Raw genomic sequence first — 21,174 nt, 5'->3', positions numbered from 1 at the left:
TTTAAAGTTAATTATTTTTACGGCTCCATTTTTTCATGATTTTTTCAAACATAATTTCTTTATCAGTTTGATCCTCAGGACAGGGTTTACCGCTACCTTGAGGCATGCCATTACTACCAAATACGGTTGAAGTATCAATTAAATAGCATTTACCGTTAAATTTTTCTAATCGTCGTGTGCCTGTTGTATTTTGGTTAATAACTTCTGAATTATCAGATTTTACTGGTGTTTTAATTGTGGGCTTATTGTTTATCTCATCATTTTCAGAGCTTTTATCTTCACCAAAGGAGACCATTTTTTTATGAGTCATATTATTTACAGGAGAGCCAAATAGCGGCGCGTATGGATTTAGCTTTTTAAATGTTTGAGAAGCTTTTGCTGTAGGCTCTGAAGGCGCCGCTACCAGGGGTTCAACAGGTTTTACAGGGTCTTTTTTAAGCTCTGTTTGTGCCTTTGGTAACGTGATGGTTTTGGCTTGCGTTTTTTTAGTTACCCTTACTTTGGCTTTTGTAGAATCTTTTTTTATAGGTGTAGTGTTAGAGGTTGCTGAATTTGGTGCATCAGTTTTAGTGTTTACAGGTTTTATATCAGGCGCATTGGTTGTTGTAACAACTGAGCTTGGCTTAGGTAGGCTTGCTAAATTAACCGTAACATAGGCCTGTATTATTGCGTTTTTTTCCTCCTTTGGCGGCGCAACTTTAATAGATTGCGAAAACAAAAAGTACAACACAATAGCGTGTATACACAACGAGATAACCCACGGCCATGCATTCCCTTTATTCACATCAAACCCTCAACTTAATAGTGCTGTTAAGAGTCAATAAAATACATTTAGTTCACCTAAAGTTAATGTGTTTTACTTTGTGGCTTTATTGCAGATACAACAAAACTATTTTGCAGTTTTTGTTGTTTTTGCATGTGCTTGGTTACGTTATTATGAGCGCAATCAAACTTAGGAGGCATTATGACATTACTTTTTGAACCAATAGAACTTGCAGGTAAAACATTAAAAAACCGTATTGTTATGCCCCCAATGACTCGCTCGCGTTCAACGCAGCCTGGCGATATAGCCAACGACTTAATGGCAACATATTACGCACAGCGCGCAAGTTCCGGACTAATTGTAAGCGAAGGAACACAAATTAGTGAGCTTGGTAAAGGTTACGCTTGGACTCCGGGTATTTATTCAAATGAGCAAGTTGCAGGCTGGAGTAAAGTAACAAGCGCAGTACATAGCGCTGGTGGAGTGATGTTTGCTCAGCTTTGGCATGTTGGCCGTGTTACCCACAGTGACAACACCGGTGGCGTGCAGCCTATTTCAGCCTCGGGCATTGCCGCAAAAGACGTAAAAGTATTTGTAGATACAAACGGCTCACCGGGGTTTGTAGACACCCAACTCCCACGCGAAATGAGCAAACAAGATATTGCGCATGTCATAGGCGAATTTCGCCAAGCAGCTAAAAATGCAGTTAATGCAGGGTTTGATGGCATAGAGCTTCATGCTGCAAATGGTTACCTTATTAATCAATTTTTAGACTCAGAGTCAAATGCTCGCACCGATGAATATGGTGGCAGTGTGCAAAACCGAATGCGCTTTTTAATTGAAGTGGTACATGCTGTTAGCGACGAAATTGGTAGCAGCAAAGTAGGTGTAAGACTTGCCCCGTTAACAACTCTTAATGGCACTGTAGACGAAAACCCTGAGGAAACTTACTTAGCGGTTTCTGAGGCACTAAATAAAGCCGGTGTAGGTTACATGCATATAGCCGAAGCCGATTGGGATGACGCACCTTTAATGAGTGTTGAATTTAAAAAATCGATTCGCAAAGCCTACAGTGGAGTATTAATTTACGCAGGTAAGTACACCAAAGAGCGCGCAGACAATGCACTTAGCGAAGGCTGGGCCGACATGATTGGCTTTGGTCGCCCGTTTGTATCAAACCCAGACTTACCAGCACGCTTAAAGCAAGGCAAGCCACTTAACAGCCACAACCCCGACACTTTGTTTGGTGGCGCAGAACAAGGCTACACCGATTATCCAACGGTATAATTGCCAGTAAGTAATTAACATTGAGTAAAAACATGAAGGGCTGCATTTTATGCAGCCCTTTTTTGTGCATTGATTCTAATAGCTTTACCTTGAGCAAAAAATAAAAAACGCGTAAGTTAACCGGGTTACCTATTTTAATAACAAGAAAATAAATGAAAGCCACAGAAATAGAACAATTAGAATTATCAAATTCTGAAACCCGAGAAGTTATTACACCCTACGCTTTTAAAATTGACAGCGCTTTACTGGGCTTGCCTTTAGCTACGCCAATTCGGCGTGCACTAGCGATAATTATTGATGTTGCACTGATATTTTTAGCGGCCAAGCTTAGCGCTGCTTTAATAGCGTTTGTTGCTGCAATGGCTTTTTATAAAGGCACTGCACAGCAATACCTTCCAAAAATGTCGAATGTGTGGCGAAGAATCTTAAAAATAACGGCAGCAAGTATTTTATTTGTAAGCGCACTTACTGTGCTTTCAATTGGCATAGATTACCTAGAAGACGATAACACTGATCAAGGTTTAGCTGTTCAGGGCGTAAAAATACAAGATGAAATTCAGCTTACTCCCACAGAAAAACAACAGGTAAATACTTATTTAGCGCAAACAGCCGATGACAGCTGTGAGCAACCTTGCCAACAAAACGCGCTTGATAATTTAATTGGGCAAGTTCCCAAATTAGCAGAAATGGATGACCTACAAAACCCACAACTTGCTACCGTACTTTTACAACTATTAGTGCTCAGTGAAAATAACGAAATAAAGCCTGCACAGTTAATAGAAGAAAAACCTGTACAGTTAATAGAAGAAAAACCTGCACAAACAAGCACAAATAGTATTTTGCAGTGGAGCAAAGGCATTATTCAAGACTTAGGCTTAGGTTTTGGCTGGGCTGCTGTTTACTTTACGTTGTTCTCGTTACTTTGGCGCGGCCAAACACCGGGTAAAAAGGTTTGTAATATCCGTGTTGTAGCCCTAAGCGGCGAGCCATTAGGTTTATTAGATTGTTTTGGTCGCTACGGCGGCTACGGCGCAGGCTTTGCCACAGGCTTGTTAGGGTTTTTACAAATATATTGGGACCCAAATAGACAAGCCATTCAAGATAAAATATCAGCAACTGTGGTTATTAAAGGTAACTTGAATCAAGTTGTAAACGTTGAAACGGTAGAAGAGACTGTAAAAAGTTAAGTTTGCTCTTATTAATTACAAGGATGGTTATGAAAGCTTTATTAATGGCGTTTAGTTATCTGTATTTTATTACTGCTTCGTATGCGTCAGAAAATATTGTGTTAGCAAAAAAACATCAGCTTAAGTCTATTATTTTAGGTGAGCAGCGCAGTTATAGTGTTTATTTACCGCCAAGCTACAAGCAAAACCTCGAACAAGTATATCCTGTTATTTACTTGCTTGATGGCGACCCAACCCATTTAAAAGCCTTAGCGGGGCTTGTTGAAGCACTCAGTACTGAGCGGCTAGAAAAACAAATTCAACAAGCAATTATTGTCGCTGTTCCTAATAGTAAAAATGCGATAAGAGAGCGCGACTTTACCCCTACCAATGTCGATTGGACTTTTAACGGCAAGCTACTCGAAAAATTTGAAAACATTGGCAATGCCGCAAGCTACACCGCTTTTTTTGAAAAAGAACTTATTCCCTTCATTAATAAAAATTACCGTACATCAAATAAGCAGGTATTAATTGGGGAATCTTTCGGCGGCTTGTTCGCAAGTTATGTTTTACTTACCAATCACTCTTTATTTACTGATTACTTAATTATTGATGCAACCTACCTTTGGGATAATAATTATCTCAATCGTTATTTTGACGAGCAACAGCTTATAAATAAGCAGCTTAAAGGCAATGTATATTTTACTTTTGCTAATAATGCAGCTTTTGGTGAAATTGGAGAGGCTAATTATAAATGGGGCTTAGAGCTTGCTAAAAAACTAAAAGCGCACCCGAGTAACAGTTTATATATAAATCAACGTTACTTTGAAGAAGAAACTCATGGCACGGTGGCAGCGCTTAGTTGGTACTATGGTTTAAAAAGCTTATTAAAAAATAAGTTTTAATTTATATACTAGGTTAGTGAAAGGAGTGATTTTGGGTATATTGTTAACGAAATTTAGTAGTGAAAAATTAAAAGGGAATTAAATGAGTAATAATTTTAATGAGGCTATAAAGGGCTTTTTTTGGGGGATAGGGTTTGTAATAGCAACACTCGGTGGTATCAGTGTGTACGCGCTAACAATAGCCGCAGAAGTTGATAGTGGCTTTAAAGACCAGGTATCAAATAAAGCATTGGAGGGCACTGACGACTTAAATAGTGATTATAAACTTACCCTTTCTGATATTTTTAAAGAAAATGGGCGAGTAAGAATAACTGCCGAGTTAAAAAATATCACCAATGAAAGCATATATGCAGGTGGTGTTATAGCATCTACATTCGATAAAAACGGAAAGTTTGTTGGTAATTGTTTAGGTAAAAGCGATGACATTTTTATAGAACCAAATAAAAGTAGCTATATTGATATTCATTGTAATCTACTGAGGCCACAGGTGAGTAGAGTGCACTCAGCAAAGCTAAAGTTTAAGTGGCTTGGTTTTTAAGTTATAAAGGATAAGGCAGGCTTTATGAAGCTCATTGAAGTAGGTTCTTTGTGGTATTTATTGAAAAATTATGATGATTATTATATTCAACAACTTAGCGGTTCTATGCATACTGAAACAGCTGCAACTTATAAACTACTAGATGAAGAGGTCAATAATTATCTAAAGCTTGGTAATGAAGCGCTATCTAAAACGATAATTCACTTTAATAATATCGGTAATTACAGTTGTTTATCAGCAGAGCGTCGAGCGAGTTTAGAAACAATTAGTAAGATACAAACAATTATTAAAATGTTCCTTGATAAATAGGTGCTCGGTGAATAGTGATAATAAAGAAATTTTAAAATGTGTAAAAGTAACATCGAATCCCTTTTCATCAAATAGGGACTCATCTTTGAATTTAACTATAAGTGCAATTGATATGGCTCTTCAAAAGTATTCAAATGACCAGATTACACAAGTTTTAAATAAAGAGCTGATGCGTTTAAATGATATTTGTAATAACTCACCTGGTAGTATGCTGGCTTACGAAATGCTTTTAACCTACAAAAGTGCACAATATAACTGTGCTCAAGCATTAAAGTATTTGAAGAAATACAGAAATAACCAGTAGGTTCTTTTTTTAAATATAAATTAAAAGTAGGAGTCAAACTTCTAGTTACTATTTTTACATGAGATTTTATACAAAGTAAGTTATTTAGCTGGCTGCGGGCGCATCAAGTTACGATAAAATATTATTGTGTCGAATGTTAGCCCTTTTTAAATTTGATGCGTACATAATTGAATTCCCACAGGGGAGTAAAATAAAACTGTATACCAATAAAGTTAAGACCGTTAGGCACTTTAGACTCAATATATTGCGCTAAAGCATGCAACTTAGGGGGTGAGTTTGTTTGTGAGAATCAAATCATCATTTATAATTGAATTAAATTGTTTAGGCCTGATGTTGAACAGCATCAAGTATTAAAAATAGAACGAGGCATTCGCTATATTTTTAGCATAGGCTAGATTAAAAAGTAAATTTGCGTATGTTGGGTAGAGCGAAGCGAAACCCAACAATAAACACTTTTTTAAATAGCTGTCCACCCACAGCTATTAATTTTAATTCACTTTCTCAACCTAACCCCAAACCCAACAACTCCCATCAACAACACAAATCCCCACACAAACACATTGCCGTATTGGCTGTACACGCTGTCGCCTTTTATAAGCTTAATTTTGGCTTTCAATATGGTAGCTTCAAACTGAGGCATGGTTTGTTGTGTGTGGCTTATAGGGTCGTATACGGCGCTTACACCATTGTTAGTAACACGCACTAGAGGGCGTTGTAGTTCGAGCGCGCGCATACGGGCTATTTGCATGTGTTGCAAAGGCCCAATGGAGTCGCCAAACCAGGCATCGTTACTTACAGTAAAGAGTAGGTCAGAGTCGCTTTTGTAATTACCGCGTACTAAGTCGGCAAAAACAATTTCGTAGCAAATAGCAGGGAGTAAGTTATAGCCATTGGCGCGTAAGTTGTTTTGCACTTTGTCGCCACGGGTAAACGATGACATAGGTAAATCGAATAATGGGGCAATAGGGCGCAAAAAGTCTTGAAATGGTACAAATTCGCCAATAGGTAGTAGCTGGTGTTTTTGATAGCGGTTTTTATCAAGGTAATGGTAATGCCCATGCTCGTCGCCACGTTCTTTATTACCGACCACAATAAGTGTGTTGAATATATTTTTGGTGTCTCGCTGGTAGTCAACAATACCGGTTACAAGGGCGGTTTTATTAAACGAGGCGGCACTGTCTAAATTGGCTAGGTAGGAATCGGCAAGCATTTCTATTTCAGGCACTGCGGCTTCAGGCCACACTATTAAGTCGGCATCCCAATGTGGGCGTGTCATGTCTTGGTATTTGCTCATTGTGGTCCAAAACTCACTTGGCTCAAAGCGCAGATGTTGCTGTATGTTGCCTTGTACGAGCAATACTGACATGTTTTTATCTGTGTAATGAATGCTGCCTGTGGTATTTGCACCTGTAAAAATAAGCGCAACAGCTGTCGCAGTAACCGCCGGGGTTTTAAAATCTTTTTGGGTAAGTCTATATAGTGCAAAGCCAATAGCTACACATGTTAGTGTTAAGCCAAACTCGCCAATATAAGGGGCAAGCAGCCTTAAAGTTCCGTCGGTTTGTGTGTAGCCAAAACTTAACCACGGGAAACCGGTAAGTACGGTGCCACGTAAATACTCAGTAATTGCAAAGCAGGCAATTAGTAATGCGCCAAAGCTTTTAGGGCCACTGGCAAAGCGTGTAGTTGCCCAAAAGGCAAGTGCGGGAAATAATGCTAAGTATGAGCACAAAAAAGCCATTAACGAGAGCGACGCTATAAGCGGCATACCGCCAAAGGTGGCAATAGAAACATGTACCCAGCTTATACCTGCACCGAACCAGCCTAGGCCAAATATAAAGCCATATTTAGCGGCGGTTTTTGCGTGTGCTTTACCGGTATTATTGGGATTAATGCAAAAAATTATGGCGCCAAGACTAATAAATACGATGGGCCAAATTTCAAAAGGGGCATAGCCAAAAGTTAAAACAAGGCCCGCAACGAGTGCGAGCCATGCTTTTTTATCTTTTGCTAATAGGGTAAGTCTAGTTAGCAGTTTCTTCACTGTCGTTATCATCAGCCTTAGGAACGGTGACTTGCAGTTGCAAAATACGACGATTGTCGGCGTTGGTTACTTTAAATTGGTAACCTTCTATGTCAATCGTTTCACCACGGCTTGGCATATGACCAAATGCGTGCAGTACAGTTCCGCCAATAGTATCGGCTTCGTCTGTGCTGTAGCCTGTTTTAAAATGCTCGTTAAAGTCATCTACAGGAGTGAGTGCTTGCACTACGTGGACATGTTTAGCAAGTTGACGAATATCTTGATGTTCTTCTTCTTCGTCGTGCTCATCTTCGATTTCGCCAACAATTATTTCAAGAATATCTTCAATCGTTACTAAGCCCGATACGCCGCCGTATTCGTCAATAACAACAGCCATATGGTAGCGTTGCTGACGGAATTCGTTTAGCAATGTATCAACACGTTTGCTTTCAGGTACTACCATTGCTGGGCGTAAATAATCGCGTATTGATGGTAAATGCTCGTCTTTATTTAAGATCAGTGGCAATAAATCTTTAGCGAGTAAAAAACCTTCTACATGATCTTTGTCTTCAATCACCACTGGAAAACGTGAGTGAGTTGAGTCAACCATCATTGGAATTAGTTCTTCAAGCGGGCTGTCAATCTCAAGAGTGATCATTTGTGAGCGCGGAACCATTATGTCTCGCACTTTAAGCTCAGACACGCCAAGCACACCTTCTATCATCTCTTTTGTTTCTGGATCGATTACGTCTCGTTCTTGCGCATCGGCAATAACTTCGACCAGCTCTTCTCTATTCTGGGGTTCCCCTTGCAACATTTGGGCTATTCTGCCCAACCACGTTTTGCCAGAAGAACCCTGGCTAGATTGCGAGTTACCGTCGCTCATTGCGTCTAATTGCTCCGTTAATTTAAATATCGTCCCGGTATGGGTCTGCTATGTTTAGCTCTGCAAGTATTTGCTTTTCGATGCTTTCCATCTCTAAAGCGTCTTCACTCTTTATATGGTCAAATCCAAGCAAATGCAAGCATCCGTGAATAACCATGTGAGCAAAGTGGTCATGAAATGACTTCTCTTGCTCAATTGCTTCAGCTAATACAATGGCTGGGCAAATAATTAAATCACCAACCAAAGGAATATCTATGCCTGGTGGTGCTTCAAATTCGAACGACAGTACGTTGGTCGGTTTATTTTTACCGCGATAGTCGTTATTAAGTTGTTGCGATTGCGCTTCGTCGCTAATAACGATACTGAGTTCGGACTCGTCACGGTATTGGCTAAGGGCTTTGTCGGCCCATAGTGCAAATTGTTCCTCGCTTGGGAGGTTGTCAAACTCACAGGCTATTTGTAAATCAAGTTCGGTTGTCAAAGTATTACTCTTTAGTAGTAGGCTGTTGAAGAGCAGCGAGTGCGTCTTTTGCATTTTGCTTTTCAATGCGCTTAAGTCGCTCGCTTTCGTCGTTTCGCTCGTAGGCTTCAACTATGCGTGCTACAACAGGGTGACGTACTACGTCGTGGGCTTTGAAGTAGTTAAAGCTAATTTCGTTTACGCCATCAAGCACTTCAATTGCATGGCGAAGGCCTGAGCGTGTGCCACGAGGTAAATCGACCTGTGTAATATCGCCTGTAATCACCGCTTTTGAGTTAAACCCTATACGGGTTAAAAACATTTTCATTTGCTCGGCGGTGGTATTTTGGCTTTCATCTAAAATAATAAAGGCATCGTTTAAAGTACGTCCGCGCATGTAAGCAAGCGGTGCGACTTCGATGATATTTTTTTCGATGAGTTTTTCTACTTTTTCAAAACCTAACATTTCAAAAAGAGCATCGTAAAGAGGGCGCAGGTATGGGTCTATTTTTTGACTTAAATCACCTGGTAAAAAGCCAAGCTTTTCGCCAGCTTCTACAGCAGGGCGCGTTAGTAATATACGGCGTATTTCTTGGCGCTCAAGAGCGTCGACGGCGGCTGCAACTGCAAGGTAAGTTTTACCAGTACCTGCAGGGCCAATACCAAAGGTAATGTCGTGGTTTAAAATATTAGCCACATAAACACCTTGGTTGTCGTTACGTGGTTTAATAACACCACGGCGGGTTTTAATAACCATTTCTTTGCCATAAGCGCTGCTGGATGCATCTTGCTCTAAGGCTTTTGATTCGGTAATAGCTAAATGAACGGCGTCGGGTTCTATTTCGCCTAAAACACCACGAACTGGCTGAGTATCAACATAAAGGTTTTTTAAGATTTCTACAGCGCCGGCGCAGTTGTGTAGTTTACCGGTTACTTTAAAAAAGTTGTCACGGTGAATTATTTCAACAGCCAGGTGGCGTTCAATTTGTTTGATGTTTTCGTCAAACGGGCCACATAAAGAAGATAGGCGTTTGTTATCGGCAGGTTCTAAATAAATCTCTAATGTTTTTAACTGATTACTCAAAATTGCTTCCTATAGTACTGCGCCAGCGTTAACTGGCGCTAATTGTGTGACTAAGGAACGAAAGTAGCTACGCCAATTTCGTTAACAGTGTCTGGTTTTGGCTCTGCAGCTGCAGCTTTAGTTAAAATAGCTGAAGGAGCGACTTCACGTCGTAAGTTCATTTCTGATTCTGTACGAATTAAGTCACCACGTAAAGAGTTAGGTAGTGCTTCGGTAATACGTACATCAACAAACTGTCCGATCACAGTGTGCGGGCCAACAAAGTTTACTACACGGTTGTTTTCTGTACGGCCACGTAATTCCATAGGGTTCTTCTTAGAAGGACCTTCAACAAGTATACGTTGCTCTGTATCGAACATTTGACGACTAATTTGCTGCGCCATTTGTGTAATACGGTTTTGTAGTAAGTATAAGCGTTCTTTTTTCTCTTGCTCTGTTACGTCATCCGGCAAATCTGCCGCTGGCGTACCTGGGCGTGCGCTGTAAATAAAGCTAAAGCTCATATCAAAACCTATGTCGCTAATAAGCTTCATGGTTGCTTCAAAGTCTTCTTTGCTTTCGCCTGGGAAACCAATAATGAAATCTGACGACATACTTAAGTTAGGACGAATTTTACGTAACTTACGAATTGTCGATTTGTATTCAATTGCCGTATGGCCACGTTTCATTAGGTTTAATATACGGTCTGAACCACTTTGTACTGGTAAATGTAAGTGATCTACAAGCTCTGGCACATCGGCGTAAACGTCGATTATATCTGGGGTAAATTCTACCGGGTGCGATGTGGTGTAACGAATACGGTCAATACCATCAATAGCTGCAATAAGACGAATTAAATCAGAGAAGTAACAAATTTCGCCATCGTGCGTATCGCCGCGGTATGCGTTTACGTTTTGACCTAAAAGATTTACTTCACGTACGCCTTGCTCTGCAAGTTGTGCAACTTCAAGTAGTACGTCATCTACTGGGCGACTAACTTCTTCACCGCGAGTATAAGGTACAACACAAAAAGTACAGTACTTAGAACAGCCTTCCATAATTGATACGAAAGCAGATGGGCCATCTGCTTTTGGCTCTGGCAGACGGTCAAATTTTTCAATCTCTGGGAATGAAATATCAACAACCGATGAGCCTTTGTCGCCTTGCACTTGTTTAATCATTTCTGGTAAACGGTGTAGCGTTTGTGGACCAAAAATAACATCTACAAATGGCGCACGTTGGCGAATAGAGTCACCTTCTTGTGAGGCAACACAACCACCTACACCAATGATTAAATCTGGCTTGTCGTCTTTTAATAACTTCCAGCGACCTAATTGGTGAAATACTTTTTCTTGTGCTTTTTCACGAATTGAACAGGTGTTAAGTAAGATTACGTCGGCATCTGTTGCATCTTCAGTTAGCTGGTAGCCGTTGGTGGCATCTAAAAGTTCAGCCATTTTCTGAGAGTCGTATTCGTTCATCTGACAACCCCAGGTTTTAATATGCAGCTTTTTGCTCATTGAAATATAGCCTCGTGTTCAATTCGATAGTGGCACAAAAATGTGCTTGAAACAGGATTAAGGAGCAAGCATGCTCACTTAAAGGAGGCGTATTTTAGCTGGATACCCGTCCAGATCCAAGTATAGTTTTCATGTTTGTGATCTCAAATCAATACGAGGCGAGTTTAATCAGCGGTTAGGGATATCCTCTGGTATAAAACAAATTAATTTTGATACAATCAAAACAGACTCAAGTAATAATAAAATGATGAAAAACATGACTAAAAATAATGTGATAGTAGTTGGTGGTGGCATGGTTGGCGCGGCTATGGCGATAAAGCTTGCTCAACAGGGCTTTGGCGTACGCATAATCGAAAAACACCTAATAGACCCATCACAGATTCTTAGTAGTGATAAGGTTGATATTAGAGTGTCGGCTATTAATCGTTTTTCAGAAAATTTACTTGATGAATTAGGAGCAATGCCGCTTTTAAGGCAAAACCGCATAGCGCCTTATCAACAATTAGAGGCATTTGAGCGCGGTGGTGATAATTTATTGTTTGACTGCGCCGATATAAACACCACGCATTTAGGCCACTTAATTGAAAATAGTTTAATTCAAGCAAGTTTATGGCAGCAATTTGATCATTATAAAATTGAGGTTATTGAGCAAGCCACACCTATTACTAAAATAGAGCAAACGGATGATTTAATTACGCTTGTGTATGGAGCTCAAACCTATACCGCTGATTTAGTGATTGCAGCCGATGGCGGACAATCGCAGCTGCGTGCTAAAGCTAATATAGGAATTACCGGCTGGCAGTATCAGCAGCATTGCATGGGGGTATTAATTAAACTCGATGCGCCGCAACAAATAAAAACATGGCAGCAGTTTACGCCAAGTGGGCCACTCGCATTTTTGCCAATGCATGCACCATACGCTAATTTAATTTGGTACGATGATGCAAATACACTGCAAGCATTTAAAGGGCTAAACCCAGCTGAGCTAAAAATGCACATACTTAATAAATTTCCTGAACTTGCTGGAGACTTTGAAGTACAAACTCATGCAATATTTCCGCTTACTCGCCAACATGCTAACAACTATTCACAAGGGCGCTTAGTTTTAGTCGGTGACGCTGCACATACAATAAATCCCCTTGCAGGGCAGGGTGTAAATTTAGGTTTTCAGGATGTAGTGGCACTTGCTGAAGTTTTAGACAATGCAGGGGATATAGGGCGCCCGTTAACGCTTAAAGAATACGAGCGAGCTCGCCGTAAGGCTAATTTATTAATGATGAGCATGATGGATGCCTGTTACTTTGGCTTTTCTAACCAAGTTGCGCCACTTAAATGGGCACGTAGCCAGTTTTTAAAAATGGCTAATAATACAGGCCCTATAAAAAACTGGGTTTTAAAATACGCAATTAGCGGTGATTTAGGCTAAATTTAAAGTAGAGATTAAAAAGGCTCATTTATGAGCCTTTTTTTATGTCTGTTTTTAAGTGGACAAATAGTGACCCAGTTATATTAAATAAAATTTTAATTTGACTAGGGTTATATCACTAAACCGCAATTTAATAATTTTAAAGAGCCTATGTGTGGATAATTTTTTTTCAGTAATAATTATTTTAGGTGCGCTACTGCTAGTTGCTAGCTTAAAAACAACCTTTAAAGTTTGTAAAAAAACATCGCAAAGAGCGTGGAGTGTACTGTTATGCGCTATTGTCTGTTTTATTTTAGGGTATTGGTGGATACTTTATTACTTTTCAAATTACGATACGGCACCAATAATAAGAAATGCAGTTGCCACAATATTATTTGGTGGTTCAGGGTTTGTTTTCTTAGTTGTCAAACTGAGTTTGAAAAGCATCCTTAAAATAGAGCAAGCAACGCAGTATCAAAAATATCAAACTGAGCACGATAACTTAACAACCTTACCCAACCGCAATAACTTTTTTAAATCCTTGAGTAAACAAGTCGATTACCCTTCTTCATTTGCATTATTTTATATTGATTTAAATAATTTTAAACAAATTAATGATGCGTTTGGTCATCAATGTGGTGATCAACTACTGGCTGCTTTTGCTAATAAGTTAAGCAAAGAACTATGTGGCATTGCTAAGTTATATCGAATCGGGGGGGATGAGTTTGCGTTTTTACTGAATACCGATACTGATGAAAGCATGGCTCACTGTGTAAATATTATAAACTCAGCCGTTAAAGCTCCGTTTTGTACACATGAGCAAATGGTTAAAATACAATTAAGTATAGGCGTAAGCCGTTTCCCAGATGATAGCCGATTACCCGACCAGTTACTAAAAAAAGCCAACTTGGCACTGCATGAAGCAAAAAAGACATTTCAACCTTTAGTAAATTACTCATCTGAAATAGGTAAACGAGCTGAGGACTTTTTTGATTTATCAGTCAAAATTAAAGCCGCGTTACACAAAGGTGAGTTCGAGCTTTATTTACAACCAATAATGAACTCCAAAGATATTCAATTGCATGGCCTAGAAGCGCTGGTCCGATGGCCGCAAGCTGATGGTAGCTTTATTAGTCCTGAAAAGTTTATAAGTGTAGCTGAGCGTACAGGGCTTATTTTTGTTTTATCGAAATGGGTTGTACAAGAAGCAGTTAACCATATTAGAAAACTTAAACTGTTTGGGTTTACCGGTACTATTCATGTCAACTTATCAACGAAAGATATTGAAAGCAGCGAGTTTTACGAATTTATAATTAGCTTACTTACTACTGACCCGACTTTAAGTGATTCACTAATATTTGAAATTACAGAAGGGGCAATGATGACAAACATACCCGCAGCAAGAAAAATGATGCAGCAGTTAAGTATGCGTGGATTTAAATTTAGTGTTGATGATTTTGGTACGGGGTTTTCGTCACTGTCGTTATTAAGGGAGTTGCCCATAAACCAGATAAAAATAGATCAATCGTTTATCAAAGACATGCTCATTAATCCGCCTGATTACGCTATTGTAGAATCTACGTTGTTTTTGGCGAGCCGATTAAATTGCGATGTAGTAGCTGAAGGAATAGAAACCAAAGAAGTAGAGCAAGCGCTATTGAGTATGAACTGTGATTATTTACAAGGGTATTTATATAGCAAACCAATAAATATAGACGAATTTATAAATGTATATTTAAGTACAGAAAAAGTAAGCTGAATTTAATGAATATTGAGAAGTTTTAGAGGAGGAAGTCAAATTGGCTGGGATACCAGGATTTGAACCTGGGAATGCCAGGATCAAAACCTGGTGCCTTACCGCTTGGCGATATCCCAACTATAAATTTGATATTAATTTTAGTTCTTAATAAGAACATGGTGCGGAAGGAGAGACTTGAACTCTCACATCCTAAGATACTGGAACCTAAATCCAGCGCGTCTACCAATTCCGCCACTCCCGCATCACTAATGTGCTCATTTAACCTCTAAGCTAGAGTAATTCTTTTATTCAACTTTCCTTGGTAGAAGAAGTTGGCTGGGATACCAGGATTTGAACCTGGGAATGCCAGGATCAAAACCTGGTGCCTTACCGCTTGGCGATATCCCAACAAAGAATTCTTTTATAATTTTAGTTCTTATCAGAACATGGTGCGGAAGGAGAGACTTGAACTCTCACATCCTAAGATACTGGAACCTAAATCCAGCGCGTCTACCAATTCCGCCACTCCCGCATCACTAATTTGCTCATTTAAACTCTAAGCAAGAGTCATTCTTTTATCCAACTTTCCTTGGTAGAAGAAGTTGGCTGGGATACCAGGATTTGAACCTGGGAATGCCAGGATCAAAACCTGGTGCCTTACCGCTTGGCGATATCCCAACAAAGAACTAATTGATATTTTTAGTTCGTATCAAGAACATGGTGCGGAAAGAGAGACTTGAACTCTCACAACCGAAGTTACTGGAACCTAAATCCAGCGCGTCTACCAATTCCGCCACTCCCGCATCGTTTGTGTTATAAAACACAGGTAGCTATTTTAGACTCTTCATTGAGTGCAATTTAACTCTTGCAGAGCCACTTCTAAAAATAGAAATGGTGGCTAAGACGGGATTTGAACCTGTGACCCCATCATTATGAGTGATGTGCTCTAACCAGCTGAGCTACTTAGCCATTGTTGGCTGGGATACCAGGATTTGAACCTGGGAATGCCAGGATCAAAACCTGGTGCCTTACCGCTTGGCGATATCCCAACAATAACAATTGATAGTTTTAATTCTTATCAAGAATTATGGTGCGGAAGGAGAGACTTGAACTCTCACATCCTAAGATACTGGAACCTAAATCCAGCGCGTCTACCAATTCCGCCACTCCCGCACACAAGGTAGTTATTTTAAACTCTTCATTGAGCAACAAAAAATATGGTGGCTAAGACGGGATTTGAACCTGTGACCCCATCATTATGAGTGATGTGCTCTAACCAGCTGAGCTACTTAGCCATCTTTTTTTGTTAGCACTTCATCGCTGAGTGCGGGGCGTATTATGCTGATATGACCCAAATTCGTCAACACCTTTTTTGCAAAAAAACACTTAACTGTGTTTGTTTGCAGGAAAATTAAGCTAAGCGGCTAAATTTTAATAAAAATGATGATTTTTTGAGTGCAATTCACATACAAAATTTGTCGCTAAATAAAAAAAGCAAAAACCAATAGTTTGAAGCTGTTTGATTATTCGACAAATTATTACGCTCTGGTTAAATCTTAACATTAATTTGTTTAAGAGGTACTTATTATTGAGGTTTGATCTTCTGCGCAGTGTGTTTTTTTAAATTAAACGTAGGCATTTAGGTTGGGGCTAAATCAATTTTATAAGTTTATAACGTTGGAGGTACAAAAAAGGCTCGTAAAAACGAGCCTTTAAAATTATTACCAATACTAACTTGGTTTCATTTGACTTATACGTTGAACAAGAAGTTCATTACATCGCCGTCTTTAACAATGTACTCTTTACCTTCTTGACGCATCTTACCTGCTTCTTTTGCGCCGCTTTCACCTTTAAAGGCAACAAAGTCGTCAAAAGCAATCGTTTGCGCACGAATAAAGCCACGCTCGAAGTCGGTATGGATTTTACCCGCTGCTTGTGGCGCTGTTGCACCTACAGGGATTGTCCATGCACGCACTTCTTTAACACCCGCAGTGAAATAAGTTTGTAATTGTAGTAATTCATAACCACCACGAATAACAAGATTAAGGCCGGGCTCTTCTAAGCCAAGATCAGCCATAAACTCAAGCTTGTCTTCGTCATCTAATTCTGAAAGCTCAGATTCGATAGCAGCACATACAGGAACAACAATCGCATCTTCTGCTGCAGCAATAGCGCGTACACGGTCAAGGTATGGATTATTTTCAAAACCATCTTCAGCAACGTTTGCAATATACATAGTTGGTTTAATAGTTAAGAAGTTGATAGAGCTGATTGCTGCTTTTTCTTCTTTAGTTAATGCTAAAGCGCGTAAAGTTAAGCCTTCATCAAGATGCACTTTTACTTTTTCAAGTACGGCATTTTGCTCTTTGGCGTCTTTATCACCACCTTTTGCTTTTTTTGCGTTACGGAAAAGGGCTTTTTCAGCGCTATCCATATCAGCAAGTACTAACTCAGTGTTGATTACGTCAATATCGTCAGCAGGGTCAATAGTGCCTGCTACGTGTATGATGTTTTCATCTTCAAAACAGCGAACTACGTGGCCAATTGCATCGGTTTCACGAATGTTAGCTAAAAACTGGTTACCAAGGCCTTCACCTTTAGATGCGCCCTTTACCAAGCCAGCAATGTCTACAAATTCCATACTAGTGGTAAGAACTCGTTGAGGATTAACAATTTTAGCAAGTTCGTCTAGACGAGGATCTGGCACAGGTACCACACCTGTATTAGGCTCAATGGTACAAAAAGGAAAGTTAGCGGCTTCAATACCCGCTTTAGTTAGTGCATTGAAAAGCGTTGATTTACCTACGTTAGGCAAGCCAACGATGCCACATTTAAAACCCATAGTAAGATACCTTGTTTAGAATTCGTTTAAACGGTGTACTTGGACCCAAGTTACTAGGGTTTAAACGAATGTAGTCTGTTTTGTGCTTTTAACACACCATCTTTTGCAAGTATTTCCATGCAACGAACTGCTTCATCAACAGCAGCATCCATTTTTTCTTGGTCTTCTTTGGCCGCTTTTCCAAGCACCCAACCAGTTACCATTTCACGATGCCCCGGATGACCTACACCAATGCGCAAGCGCATAAAGTCTTTTTGATTTGCCATTTTTGCAATAATGTCTTTTAAACCATTATGACCGCCATGCCCGCCACCTTTTTTTAATTTGGCAACGCCTGGGTCTAAATCCAATTCGTCATGGGCAACTAAAATGTCCTCGACAGGGATTTTGAAAAAATTAGCTAAACTACTGACCGCTTTACCACTTAAATTCATGTAAGTAGTGGGGATCAATAATTTGAATTCTTGGCCTTGAATGATCACTTTGCCTGTAAGGCCGTGATATTTAGGATCGTGTTTTAGAGTGCAGTTATAGCGTGCAGCGATTTGCTCGATGAACCAAGCACCTGCATTGTGGCGTGTGTTTGCGTATTCGGGGCCTGGATTAGCCAGGCCCACAAGCATTTGAATAGAATTCAAGGTTGCGAGACCTTAAATATTATTCTGCTGCTGCAGCGTCGTCTTCAACTGGAGCTGCTTTGTTTGCTTTGATAGTCAGGATAGACTGATCATGGCCTTCGCCTTTAGCTAAATCTACAGAGCTAACGCCTTTAGGGAAAGTTAGGTCAGAGATATGAACTGAATCGCCAACAACAAACTTAGAAACATCTACTTCAATGAATTCTGGAAGTGCTTTTGGAAGACACGTAATTTCAACTTCAGTTAACTGGTGAACAACAGTTGCGCCAGCTTTAGTTACAATCTCTTCACCGATGAAGTGTAGAGGAACTTTAGTTTGAAATTTATGAGTAGCATCTACACGTTGGAAATCAAGGTGAGTAAGCTTAGGCTTGAATGGGTGACGTTGGATATCTTTTAAGATTACTTCAACAGCTTCGCCATCAACGTTAAGCGTAAGGATATGCGTGTAGAAACCTTCGTCTTCTTGAGCTTTGATCATATCTTTATGAGCAAAAGTAAGAGATAAAGCTTCTTTATCAGCTCCGTAAAGGATTGCAGGAACTTTGTCTTCGCGACGTAGGCGGCGGCTCGCACCAGTACCAGTTTCTACGCGAAGTTCAGCGTTATACGTATAAGTTTTGTTAGACATGATGTCTCCAGTTATTTAAATGTGTAGGGCCTTTGCGACCAAGGTCCCTAGCCAAAAGGCGCGCTATCATACCACCACGCCCAGATAAAATAAACATCGCTTACAAAAAAAGCGCCAAAAGACGCTTTTATATTCAGGAATGTTTAATTTTAGTGTTCAAACATCGCTGAGATAGATTCTTCGTTACTAATACGACGAATAGTCTCTGCTAACATGTCAGCAAGCGTAAGTACCTTAACTTTATCAAGGGCTTTAAGCTCATCAGATAGCGGAATTGAGTCAGTTACAATTACTTCATCAATCATTGAGTCACGTAAGTTTTCGGCTGCTTTACCTGAAAGGATAGGGTGCGTTGCGTATGCAAATACACGCTTAGCGCCATGTTCTTTAAGTGCTTCTGCGGCTTTACACAATGTACCACCGGTGTCAATCATATCATCTACGATGATACAATCACGACCTTCAACGTCACCAATAATGTGCATTACTTGAGAAACATTTGCTTGAGGGCGACGTTTATCAATGATTGCTAAATCGGTATCGTTTAGTAGTTTTGCAATTGCACGAGCACGTACAACACCACCGATATCTGGAGATACAACAACGACGTCTTCAAAGTCGCGTTCTTTCATATCTTCAAGTAATACAGGGCTGCCAAATACGTTATCTACAGGTACATCAAAGAAGCCTTGGATTTGTTCAGCGTGTAAATCAACCGTAAGAACACGGTCAACACCAACACTTGATAAGAAATCTGCAACAACTTTAGCGGTAATTGGAACACGAGCAGAACGTACACGACGGTCTTGGCGCGCATAACCAAAATAAGGAATGACGGCAGTAATACGACCTGCAGATGCACGACGTAGAGCATCAACCATAACGATAAGTTCCATCAGGTTATCGTTTGTAGGGGCACAGGTTGATTGCAAGATAAAAACGTCCGAGCCACGAACATTTTCATTTATTTGAACACTGATCTCACCGTCGCTAAAACGGCCAACAACAGCATCGCCTAATTCAATATATAAACGTTTTGCAACTTTTTGAGCTAACTCAGGTGTTGCGTTACCAGCGAAGAGCTTCATGTCAGGCACGGTAGGGTTCCTCAGGCACTGAATATTTGGACTAACGGGCAATGATAAATTTCACTGCGGGTTAACTTATGATTACTTGTACGTTACTTCATTGATCGAATATGGCGGTTAACTCCGTATGAGCAGGTGAGACATTTGCGCTTGAAGCCACAAAACCCTGCCAAGTATGGGGGAGATTTTCAAGTACATCTTGTGCTTGAACTTGGCTAGCAAATTCGACAAAACAACATGAACCTGTTCCGGTCATCTTCGACGGTGCGTATTTTAGCAACCACTGGAGGGTTTTTTCAACCTCGGGGCAAAGCTTTTTAACTAAAGGCTCACAATCGTTGGTCAAAGTATGGTGTTTCCAGTCGCCTATTATTTTTGGTGTGTCGCGTTTTAAATCTGGATGTGTAAATATTTTTGCGGTACTTACATGTTGGTTAGGGTGTACAACGCAGTACCATTTTTGTTCAAGTGTTACGTGGTGTAGTTTTTCACCAATACCGTGCGCTATGGCGCTTTGACCTTGTATGAACACTGGAACATCTGCCCCTAACTTGAGCCCTAGTTGAGCTAGTGTTTCTAAATTTAGTGCCAATTTCCATAACTTATTTAGGGCTAATAAAGTACTCGCTGCGTCAGATGAACCTCCTCCAACACCGCCCCCCATCGGCAAGCGCTTAATTAAATTTATTTTTACACCCAAAGAGGTTTTACAGTGTGTTTGTAATAATAAAGCAGCTTTATAGATGAGATTATCATTTAGAGGGATGTCTTTAGTATCACCACCGACAGAAATACTCCCATCTGTTGTTAACTCAAAATGCAGCTCATCACCAAAATTTAAAAAAGTAAATAAGGTTTCAAGTTCATGATAGCCATCTTCTCGGCGAGCATTAATATGTAAAAATAAATTGAGTTTTGCCGGAGCAATAAGTGAAAAAGAGGTTTTGTTATTCATACTTATTTAAACTGCCAATCGTATAGTTGAATTTTAATTTTTATTTGTTGGTGCTTTAACGTCAGTTTAGTAGGTAACCAGTAACCTGCGTTTTGTACATAGGCGCCATAATCTATTTGCCATTTTTTGCCTGTATTATCAAACCATAATACTTGCTTTGCACGCCCAAGCTCATCAACAATTAAACTTTCATCGTCAATAGTGCCTTTAAGCCAGTTATCGGCATTACCAACCGGTAGTGTAAAACCCGTTAATCGTTTTAAAAGCTCTGCAGCGTTAGTATCAAAGTATTGTTCACCGTCAAACTTTAATTCAGCACCGTTAGCTGTTTGTTTAAGCGACAAAATACGAGTACCAATAAAAGTAGTCAGTATTAAATTATTGGAATTTGTTGTTTGCTGCCAATTTAAGTTTGCAGATTGACGCTCTTCTGGGCTAATAAATGCAAGTTTACCTTCTACTTGCCAAGTTTTTTGAGCAGCTAAACGTGGTTTCCAATCATCATAAAGTGTTGTTTTTGTATCAATTTGATGAGCACAGCCACCTAAAAACAAAAAAAACATGAATAAAATCAAATATTGTCGAATCAAATGTTGTTCCTTACTTTCCATATTCCGCTGATTTTTGGTAAAATTACCGCCTTTGAAGTAGGG

The 21,174-nt window shown here is 39.8% G+C and carries 20 protein-coding genes and 10 tRNA genes; 8 read left to right on the top strand and 22 right to left on the bottom strand.

Annotated features, from left to right (window positions below):
- Nucleotides 1–7: 7 nt before the first annotated feature.
- Entirely contained in the window at nucleotides 8–784 is a 777-nt protein-coding gene (locus H5092_RS10095; protein WP_182733447.1) for a hypothetical protein, read from the bottom strand.
- 180 nt (nucleotides 785–964) lie between these two features.
- On the opposite strand from H5092_RS10095, the gene H5092_RS10090 reads away from it, so the two are divergent.
- The 6 genes from H5092_RS10090 (at nucleotide 965) to H5092_RS10065 (ending at nucleotide 5,272) form a co-directional block, all read left to right on the top strand.
- Nucleotides 965–2,050, top strand: a complete 1,086-nt coding sequence (locus H5092_RS10090) for an alkene reductase (protein ID WP_182733446.1) — start codon at nucleotides 965–967, stop codon at nucleotides 2,048–2,050.
- A gap of 152 nt (nucleotides 2,051–2,202) precedes the next feature.
- Nucleotides 2,203–3,237: an RDD family protein gene (locus H5092_RS10085; protein WP_182733445.1), complete on the top strand. Its 1,035-nt coding sequence runs from the start codon at nucleotides 2,203–2,205 to the stop codon at nucleotides 3,235–3,237.
- Between the two features lie 29 nt (nucleotides 3,238–3,266).
- Nucleotides 3,267–4,121, top strand: a complete 855-nt coding sequence (locus tag H5092_RS10080; protein WP_182733444.1) for an alpha/beta hydrolase — start codon at nucleotides 3,267–3,269, stop codon at nucleotides 4,119–4,121.
- 82 nt (nucleotides 4,122–4,203) lie between these two features.
- Nucleotides 4,204–4,659 (top strand): ATPase, encoded by a 456-nt coding sequence (locus H5092_RS10075; protein WP_182733443.1) that lies wholly within the window; start codon nucleotides 4,204–4,206, stop codon nucleotides 4,657–4,659.
- A gap of 24 nt (nucleotides 4,660–4,683) precedes the next feature.
- A complete protein-coding gene (locus tag H5092_RS10070) occupies nucleotides 4,684–4,968 on the top strand; it encodes a hypothetical protein (protein WP_182733442.1) in 285 nt (94 codons plus the stop codon).
- A 7-nt stretch (nucleotides 4,969–4,975) separates the two neighbouring features.
- Nucleotides 4,976–5,272 (top strand): hypothetical protein, encoded by a 297-nt coding sequence (locus H5092_RS10065; protein ID WP_139015391.1) that lies wholly within the window; start codon nucleotides 4,976–4,978, stop codon nucleotides 5,270–5,272.
- Between the two features lie 493 nt (nucleotides 5,273–5,765).
- Here H5092_RS10065 and lnt read toward each other — a convergent pair whose 3' ends face one another.
- From lnt to miaB, 5 genes are read right to left on the bottom strand one after another with little or no spacing between them, the layout of a single operon-like run.
- Nucleotides 5,766–7,316 carry an apolipoprotein N-acyltransferase gene (gene lnt / locus H5092_RS10060; protein ID WP_182733441.1) on the bottom strand — a complete coding sequence of 517 codons (1,551 nt, stop codon included), beginning with the start codon at nucleotides 7,314–7,316 and terminating at the stop codon, nucleotides 5,766–5,768.
- Nucleotides 7,297–8,181 (bottom strand): CNNM family magnesium/cobalt transport protein CorC, encoded by an 885-nt coding sequence (gene corC, locus H5092_RS10055; RefSeq protein ID WP_002958541.1) that lies wholly within the window; start codon nucleotides 8,179–8,181, stop codon nucleotides 7,297–7,299. The genes lnt and corC overlap by 20 nt, the downstream gene beginning before the upstream one ends.
- 22 nt (nucleotides 8,182–8,203) lie before the next feature.
- A complete protein-coding gene (ybeY, locus tag H5092_RS10050; protein WP_182671337.1) occupies nucleotides 8,204–8,662 on the bottom strand; it encodes an rRNA maturation RNase YbeY in 459 nt (152 codons plus the stop codon).
- A gap of 4 nt (nucleotides 8,663–8,666) precedes the next feature.
- A complete protein-coding gene (locus H5092_RS10045; protein ID WP_002958543.1) occupies nucleotides 8,667–9,725 on the bottom strand; it encodes a PhoH family protein in 1,059 nt (352 codons plus the stop codon).
- A 50-nt stretch (nucleotides 9,726–9,775) separates the two neighbouring features.
- The gene (gene miaB, locus H5092_RS10040) at nucleotides 9,776–11,224 is read right to left on the bottom strand and encodes a tRNA (N6-isopentenyl adenosine(37)-C2)-methylthiotransferase MiaB (protein ID WP_002958544.1); all 1,449 of its coding nucleotides are present in this window, start codon (nucleotides 11,222–11,224) and stop codon (nucleotides 9,776–9,778) included.
- Between the two features lie 256 nt (nucleotides 11,225–11,480).
- Between miaB and H5092_RS10035 the strand changes: the two genes are divergently transcribed.
- Entirely contained in the window at nucleotides 11,481–12,650 is a 1,170-nt protein-coding gene (locus H5092_RS10035; RefSeq protein WP_259397927.1) for an FAD-dependent monooxygenase, read from the top strand.
- Between the two features lie 154 nt (nucleotides 12,651–12,804).
- The gene (locus tag H5092_RS10030) at nucleotides 12,805–14,388 is read left to right on the top strand and encodes a bifunctional diguanylate cyclase/phosphodiesterase (RefSeq protein ID WP_182733440.1); all 1,584 of its coding nucleotides are present in this window, start codon (nucleotides 12,805–12,807) and stop codon (nucleotides 14,386–14,388) included.
- Nucleotides 14,389–14,429: 41 nt separating this feature from the next.
- Here H5092_RS10030 and H5092_RS10025 read toward each other — a convergent pair.
- From H5092_RS10025 to lolB, 16 genes are all read right to left on the bottom strand, one after another.
- Nucleotides 14,430–14,504, bottom strand: a tRNA-Gln gene (locus tag H5092_RS10025).
- A 40-nt stretch (nucleotides 14,505–14,544) separates the two neighbouring features.
- A tRNA-Leu gene (locus tag H5092_RS10020) sits at nucleotides 14,545–14,629 on the bottom strand.
- A 71-nt stretch (nucleotides 14,630–14,700) separates the two neighbouring features.
- A tRNA-Gln gene (locus H5092_RS10015) sits at nucleotides 14,701–14,775 on the bottom strand.
- 39 nt (nucleotides 14,776–14,814) lie between these two features.
- Nucleotides 14,815–14,899, bottom strand: a tRNA-Leu gene (locus H5092_RS10010).
- Between the two features lie 71 nt (nucleotides 14,900–14,970).
- Nucleotides 14,971–15,045 (bottom strand) — tRNA-Gln (locus H5092_RS10005).
- 40 nt (nucleotides 15,046–15,085) lie between these two features.
- Nucleotides 15,086–15,170 (bottom strand) — tRNA-Leu (locus tag H5092_RS10000).
- 89 nt (nucleotides 15,171–15,259) lie between these two features.
- A tRNA-Met gene (locus H5092_RS09995) sits at nucleotides 15,260–15,336 on the bottom strand.
- A gap of 5 nt (nucleotides 15,337–15,341) precedes the next feature.
- A tRNA-Gln gene (locus H5092_RS09990) sits at nucleotides 15,342–15,416 on the bottom strand.
- Between the two features lie 39 nt (nucleotides 15,417–15,455).
- Nucleotides 15,456–15,540: transfer RNA gene (locus tag H5092_RS09985), tRNA-Leu, on the bottom strand.
- A gap of 45 nt (nucleotides 15,541–15,585) precedes the next feature.
- Nucleotides 15,586–15,662 (bottom strand) — tRNA-Met (locus H5092_RS09980).
- Between the two features lie 455 nt (nucleotides 15,663–16,117).
- Entirely contained in the window at nucleotides 16,118–17,209 is a 1,092-nt protein-coding gene (gene ychF / locus H5092_RS09975) for a redox-regulated ATPase YchF (protein WP_002958547.1), read from the bottom strand.
- Between the two features lie 53 nt (nucleotides 17,210–17,262).
- A complete protein-coding gene (gene pth / locus H5092_RS09970) occupies nucleotides 17,263–17,847 on the bottom strand; it encodes an aminoacyl-tRNA hydrolase (RefSeq protein ID WP_002958548.1) in 585 nt (194 codons plus the stop codon).
- A 19-nt stretch (nucleotides 17,848–17,866) separates the two neighbouring features.
- Nucleotides 17,867–18,478 (bottom strand): 50S ribosomal protein L25/general stress protein Ctc, encoded by a 612-nt coding sequence (locus tag H5092_RS09965; protein ID WP_002958549.1) that lies wholly within the window; start codon nucleotides 18,476–18,478, stop codon nucleotides 17,867–17,869.
- Nucleotides 18,479–18,627: 149 nt separating this feature from the next.
- Nucleotides 18,628–19,575, bottom strand: coding sequence for a ribose-phosphate pyrophosphokinase (locus H5092_RS09960; RefSeq protein ID WP_002958550.1), 948 nt, complete (start codon nucleotides 19,573–19,575; stop codon nucleotides 18,628–18,630).
- A gap of 88 nt (nucleotides 19,576–19,663) precedes the next feature.
- Nucleotides 19,664–20,521, bottom strand: a complete 858-nt coding sequence (ispE, locus tag H5092_RS09955; protein WP_154903382.1) for a 4-(cytidine 5'-diphospho)-2-C-methyl-D-erythritol kinase — start codon at nucleotides 20,519–20,521, stop codon at nucleotides 19,664–19,666.
- Between the two features lie 2 nt (nucleotides 20,522–20,523).
- Nucleotides 20,524–21,111 carry a lipoprotein insertase outer membrane protein LolB gene (lolB, locus tag H5092_RS09950; RefSeq protein ID WP_182733439.1) on the bottom strand — a complete coding sequence of 196 codons (588 nt, stop codon included), beginning with the start codon at nucleotides 21,109–21,111 and terminating at the stop codon, nucleotides 20,524–20,526.
- Nucleotides 21,112–21,174 lie beyond the last annotated feature (63 nt).

This window comes from Pseudoalteromonas sp. SR41-7, from assembly GCF_014163935.1.
Lineage (GTDB): Bacteria > Pseudomonadota > Gammaproteobacteria > Enterobacterales > Alteromonadaceae > Pseudoalteromonas > Pseudoalteromonas distincta.
This window is presented reverse-complemented; position numbering and strand designations above follow the sequence as displayed.

Bases quoted from the DNA above. Each gene is read 5' to 3' on its own strand.
- H5092_RS10080 (WP_182733444.1), top strand. From the start codon at position 3,267: ATGAAAGCTTTATTAATGGCGTTTAGTTATCTGTATTTTATTACTGCT.
- H5092_RS10070 (WP_182733442.1), top strand. From the start codon at position 4,684: ATGAAGCTCATTGAAGTAGGTTCTTTGTGGTATTTATTGAAAAATTAT.
- H5092_RS10075 (WP_182733443.1), top strand. From the start codon at position 4,204: ATGAGTAATAATTTTAATGAGGCTATAAAGGGCTTTTTTTGGGGGATA.
- miaB (WP_002958544.1), bottom strand. From the start codon at position 11,224: ATGAGCAAAAAGCTGCATATTAAAACCTGGGGTTGTCAGATGAACGAA.
- H5092_RS09965 (WP_002958549.1), bottom strand. From the start codon at position 18,478: ATGTCTAACAAAACTTATACGTATAACGCTGAACTTCGCGTAGAAACT.
- ispE (WP_154903382.1), bottom strand. From the start codon at position 20,521: ATGAATAACAAAACCTCTTTTTCACTTATTGCTCCGGCAAAACTCAAT.
- ychF (WP_002958547.1), bottom strand. From the start codon at position 17,209: ATGGGTTTTAAATGTGGCATCGTTGGCTTGCCTAACGTAGGTAAATCA.
- H5092_RS10090 (WP_182733446.1), top strand. From the start codon at position 965: ATGACATTACTTTTTGAACCAATAGAACTTGCAGGTAAAACATTAAAA.
- H5092_RS10035 (WP_259397927.1), top strand. From the start codon at position 11,481: ATGACTAAAAATAATGTGATAGTAGTTGGTGGTGGCATGGTTGGCGCG.
- corC (WP_002958541.1), bottom strand. From the start codon at position 8,181: ATGAGCGACGGTAACTCGCAATCTAGCCAGGGTTCTTCTGGCAAAACG.
- H5092_RS10085 (WP_182733445.1), top strand. From the start codon at position 2,203: ATGAAAGCCACAGAAATAGAACAATTAGAATTATCAAATTCTGAAACC.